The sequence below is a fragment of the Flavobacterium sp. genome (genome assembly GCF_028712645.1).
Classification (GTDB): domain Bacteria; phylum Bacteroidota; class Bacteroidia; order Flavobacteriales; family Flavobacteriaceae; genus Flavobacterium.
Genome location: NZ_JAQTPQ010000238.1, coordinates 1 through 5,482 on the forward strand (window position 1 = coordinate 1; position 5,482 = coordinate 5,482).

General features: G+C 32.2%; 4 protein-coding genes. 3 read left to right on the top strand and 1 reads right to left on the bottom strand.

The window, feature by feature from the left end:
• The 3 genes from PHC28_RS15110 to PHC28_RS15120 all read left to right on the top strand — a co-directional run.
• Window positions 1-1,675, top strand: a 1,675-nt coding sequence (locus tag PHC28_RS15110; protein ID WP_300102483.1) for a gliding motility-associated C-terminal domain-containing protein, incomplete at its 5' end; no start/stop codon positions are given.
• 59 nt (window positions 1,676-1,734) lie between these two features.
• Complete coding sequence (locus tag PHC28_RS15115; protein WP_300102488.1) at window positions 1,735-2,643, top strand: type IX secretion system membrane protein PorP/SprF; 909 nt, start codon at window positions 1,735-1,737, stop codon at window positions 2,641-2,643.
• Between the two features lie 11 nt (window positions 2,644-2,654).
• Window positions 2,655-4,592, top strand: coding sequence for an OmpA family protein (locus tag PHC28_RS15120; protein WP_300102490.1), 1,938 nt, complete (start codon window positions 2,655-2,657; stop codon window positions 4,590-4,592).
• Between the two features lie 92 nt (window positions 4,593-4,684).
• On the opposite strand, the gene PHC28_RS15125 is transcribed toward PHC28_RS15120, so the two are convergent.
• The gene (locus PHC28_RS15125) at window positions 4,685-5,185 is read right to left on the bottom strand and encodes a CAP domain-containing protein (protein WP_300102493.1); all 501 of its coding nucleotides are present in this window, start codon (window positions 5,183-5,185) and stop codon (window positions 4,685-4,687) included.
• Window positions 5,186-5,482 lie beyond the last annotated feature (297 nt).

Genomic DNA, 5,482 nt, shown 5'->3' on the forward strand with positions numbered 1-5,482 from the left:
AGATGCAATTGCTGAAGGTAGCTGTGCGAACTCTTTCGTTATAACTAGAACTTGGACTTTCACTGATGCTTGTGGCAACTCTTCGTCTACAACTCAAACGATAAACGTGATTGATGATGTGGCTCCTGTAATTGCAGTACCACCTACTCGCCTTTCGATCAATTGTCCTGAAATTCCAGTATTTGGAGAAGCAACTGCGACTGATGTTTGTGATACTTCTGTTACCCTAACCTTTGCTGACGTGAGAATCGATGGTGCTTGTGCTGGTTCATATTCTTTAACAAGAACTTGGACTGCAACTGACGCTTGTGGAAATTCATCAACAGCTTATCAAACTATAAGAGTTAAAGATATTTCAGCTCCTGTGTTTGATGCATTACCGGAAACAACAACCATTAATTGTCCTGCAACACCTGAGTTTACTCAAGCAACAGCAACTGATGCTTGTGGAAGTGCTGTAACTTTAACTTCGACTGATGTAACTACTAATGGTGCTTGTGAAGGTTCTTATTCTGTAACTAGAACTTGGACTGCAACTGATGCTTGTGGTAATGCTGCAACTTCTTCTCAAACTATAAATGTTCAAGATACTACTGCTCCTACTTTTGTAGAAGCTGTTCCTGAAAGCGTAACTGTAGAATGTAATGCAATTCCTGAAGCGACTACTTTAACTGCAACTGATAATTGTGGAACTGCATCAGTAACTTATGCTGAAGTTAAAACCAACAATAGCGAGTCTTGTCCTAACAGTTATGTATTGACCAGAACTTGGACTGCAACTGATGCTTGTGGTAATGCTGCAACTGCTTCTCAAACTATAAATGTTCAAGATACTACTGCTCCAACTACGACTACTTCATTTGAACCAAGCATTGATGTAAAATGTGATGCAATTCCTTTGAAACCAGAGCTAGTATTTGTTGATGAGTGTTCTTCTGTAAGTACACCAATTTATACTGAGAAAATCATTAATCAAACTGCAGATTCCTATTCTATTGTAAGAGAATGGAATGTTTCAGATTCTTGTGGAAATTCTTCAAAATTTGTTCAAGTAGTAAATGTTTCAATAAACAATACGGTTATTACAGTAACAAGTACTGCTTGTAATTTAGATCCATCAACTATTGATCTAAATAATTTACTTCCAAGTGATACTTCTACAAATGGAACTTGGATTGATAAAAATAATTCAGGAGCACTACAAGGAAGTAACTTCTCTCCATTTGGAGTTGCAGTTGGTGATTATGTTTTTGAATATAAAATCAATGGAGAAGATTGTCCTTTAAGTATTTTGATTAATATGAATGTAAATAGTGATAATGATTGTGGTGGAATCGTACTGTCTTGTGGTGTTGTAAAAGTTCATAATGCATTCTCTCCAAATGGAGATAACATTAACAGACTATTCATAATCGACAACATTGAGGATACTATTTGTTATCCTGAAAATACAGTAGAAATTTATAACAGATGGGGTGTTTTGGTTTTTGAAACTAAAAACTATGATAATGTAAACAATGTTTTTGATGGTACTTCAAAAGGTAGAACAACGATTGGACAATCATCTGGTTTACCAACAGGAACCTACTATTACATATTGAATTACACCTCTTATGATGGAAACAATAATATTCAAACCAACAGAAAAGACGGCTTTTTATACCTAACTCGATAAATCTAACACAAACCTAACTCCCGGGAATTAAAAACTCCTGGGTTTAATACAACAACTAAATGAAGACAAGAATACTATTATTCGCTTTGATGTTTACTGGAATGGTAAGTTATGCTCAACAAGATGCACAATTCACCCAATATATGTACAACACAATCAATGTCAATCCCGCTTATGCTGGATCGAGAGGAGCTATGAGTATATTCGCTTTACATCGTACTCAATGGGTTGGATTGGACGGAGCTCCTGTAACCAATGCCGTATCTTTAAATACACCACTAATCGGGACTAGTTTAGGTTTGGGTGTTTCGCTGATTAATGATAAAATTGGGCCTACTCAAGAAAACACTTTATCGGCTGATTTATCCTATTCAATTCCAACATCAGAGACTTTCAAACTCTCTTTTGGTATTAAAGCTACTGCAAATCTATTTAATTTAGATTCGTCGATTTTAGATCCTGTTGATGCTTCGGATCCAAGTTTACAAAATTTTAAAAAATTCTCTCCAAACATTGGAGCAGGACTTTATTTACATTCGGATAAAGCCTACATAGGTTTTTCTATTCCTAATTTCATTGAAACAAAACGTTACGATGATAATGAAGTTGCCATCTTCAAAGAAAAAATTAATTATTATTTAATTGCTGGTTATGTATTTGATCTTAATGAATCAGTAAAATTCAAACCTGCCTTATTGACCAAAATGGTTCAAGGTGCACCACTTCAAGTTGACGTTTCAGGAAACTTTATGATTAATGACAAATTTGTAGTTGGAGTTGCTTATAGATGGAGTGCCTCATTGAGTGCTATGGTTGGCTTTCAAGTTTCTGATGGCTTATACATAGGCTATGGTTACGACAAGGAAACTACCAATTTAAAAAATTACAATTCTGGTTCGCATGAAATATTCCTGCGCTACGAAATATTTAACAATATCGATAAAATCACAACTCCAAGATTCTTCTAAAAACAATTATTATGAAAAATTTTATACTCCTGTGCATAACAATAGTAAGCGTTTTTTCTTTTGGCGGTTATGCCCAAAAATCTAAAGTTGCTGCTGCAGATAAAAAATATGACAGCTATGCTTATATAGATGCCATAAAAACCTATGAAAGAGTTGCGGAAAAAGGATATAAATCTGTAGATCTGTTCCAAAAACTAGGAAATTCTTATTATTTCAATTCTGAATTGGAAAAGGCTGCAAAATGGTATGGCGAATTGTTTGCAATGAATTCTAATTTAGAACCTGAATATTATTATCGTTATTCACAATCGTTAAAGGCGGTGGGACAAAATGAAAAGGCTAACGAGATGTTAGAAATGTTTAACCAAAAAGCTGGTAATGACAACAGAGCAAAACTTTACGAAAAAAGCAAAAATTATTTAGACATAATCAAGGCAAATTCTGGAAGATACAAAATAGAAGATGCTGGAATAAACTCTAAATATTCAGATTATGGAAGTTCATTTTATGGAAATAAACTTGTTTTTGCTTCAGCAAGAGATACAGGAAGTTTAGGTCAAAAAAAACACAAATGGACAAATCAATATTTCACTAACCTTTATGTTGCCGATTTAGGTGATGATTTAGCTCTAGGGAAAATAGATAAATTTTCAAAAACCATAAATTCAAAATTCCACGAATCAACTCCTGTGTTTACTAAAGATGGAAAAACGATGTATTTTACCAGAAATAACTTTCTAGATGGTAAAAAAGGAAAAGATGCCAAAAGCATAACTTTAATTAAAATTTACAAAGCAAGTTTTGAAAATAATCAATGGGTAAATGTAACTGAATTGCCGTTTGATAGTGATCAATACAGCACAGCACATCCTGCTTTGAGTCCAGACGAAAAAACCTTATATTTTGCTTCGGATATGCCAGGAACTTTAGGACAATCTGATTTATTTAAGGTAACAATTAATGGAGATGGAAGTTTTGGAATCCCTGAAAATTTAGGAAATACAATAAATACTGAAGGAAAAGAAACCTTTCCTTTTGTTACAGATGAAAATGAACTTTATTTCGCCTCAGACGGTCATCTTGGTCTTGGTGGGTTAGATATTTTTGTGTCCAAAATAAACCCTAACGGTACATTTGGTGAAGTTCAAAATATTGGTGCAGAAGCCAATTCTCCAGAAGATGATTTTGCCTTTTTGATTGACACAAAATCAAGAAGAGGCTTTTTTACATCTAATAGAGATGGAGGTCAAGGTTATGACGACATCTATAAGTTTTTAGAAACTAAAAAACTAGTTTGTGAACAAGAATTATATGGATTAATAACTGATTCTGCTTCTGGTGAGATATTGCCTAATGCAAAAATTAGCTTGTTTGACAACAAATTTAATTTGGTAAACACAACTGTTTCAGACACAGCTGGTAATTATATTTTTACTGTTGAATGTGGAAAATCTTATAATGTAAGAGCCGAAAATAAAGAATATACTACCAAGGAACAAAAAATAACAATTGCTAGTGAAAACGGTAAAACTAATTTACCTTTTGTATTAGAAAAAGAAGCTTGCAAGGTTGCTATTGGTGATGATTTAGGAAAATGTTTTGGAATTAAAATGATTTATTTCGATTTAGATAAATATAATATTCGACAAGAAGCTGCATTGGATTTAGAAAAAATATTAGATGTATTGAACCAAAATCCGACAATGAAATTGGATATCCGTTCTCATACTGACAGTAGACAAACATTCAAATACAATGAAGTTTTATCTGATAGAAGAGCAAAATCAACTATAAATTGGTTAGTGAAAAACGGCATTGATTCTAGTAGATTAACTGGTAAAGGATACGGCGAAACACAACTAGTAAACGGTTGTTCGGATGGTGTAAAATGCACCGAAGAAGAACATCAACAAAACAGACGTAGCGAGTTTATTATTACAGCCTTGTAATGCATTTAATCGATTAAAAATAACAAAAAACCTTGAAAAACTTCAAGGTTTTTTGTTATTCAAAAATTACTCATTATTTTTCTGTAGACAACTTAAATTTTCACAAAAATATTAGTGTAATATTTTTTTCCTTCAGCATTTACTCTAACAGATATTCCAAAATGAGTAAAATCTCCTTCAATATATTGCTTATGCATAGGACTATTCAACCAGGCATCAAGAACAGACTGAGGTGTATTGTAATTATAGGCAATATTTTCGCCTACATTTTTTGCTCCTAAAACATCCATAATATTTTGTGATCTGTTTGTAAAATCATCATGATTAACAACATTGTTTGCTATCATATAATTATCATGTTCTTCAGACTTAAAGGAAATATAGTTGTTTTGTTCCAATGCTTTTAAACCAATACTAACTCTATGTGAGTTTATTAGATTCATTGTTTCAATTTCAAAGGAAGTATAAGTATAAGATACACCACTTTGTGATGAAGCTGAAGTATTTGGTGTTGTTGTTGAATTTGTAGAACAAGAATTTAATGACGTTACAATTACAATCATTAATAAAACACCGATAAATTTAACCCGCATAAAAGATAATAATTAATAATAAAAAGATTGGGTCTATCTCTTTATCATAATAATAATAGATTTAAAAACATATTAATTAGCATTGTAATTTATACTTAATCTCACTCAATTACCAAATTTAATCGACAAACTACACAATTAATCAAATTTAAAGTGTAATTTTCTTATATATATACTAATAAAATCTTTCAAAAAAATTCAAAAAAAAACTGCCTAAAAGAGGCAGTTTCTAAATGAAAAACAAAACAAACTTTATTTATATTTTTGCAAAGATATGAGTGTAATATTTTTTTCCTT

Coding starts and splice junctions, on each gene's coding strand:
- PHC28_RS15125 (WP_300102493.1), bottom strand. CDS start 5,185: ATGCGGGTTAAATTTATCGGTGTTTTATTAATGATTGTAATTGTAACG.
- PHC28_RS15120 (WP_300102490.1), top strand. CDS start 2,655: ATGAAAAATTTTATACTCCTGTGCATAACAATAGTAAGCGTTTTTTCT.
- PHC28_RS15115 (WP_300102488.1), top strand. CDS start 1,735: ATGAAGACAAGAATACTATTATTCGCTTTGATGTTTACTGGAATGGTA.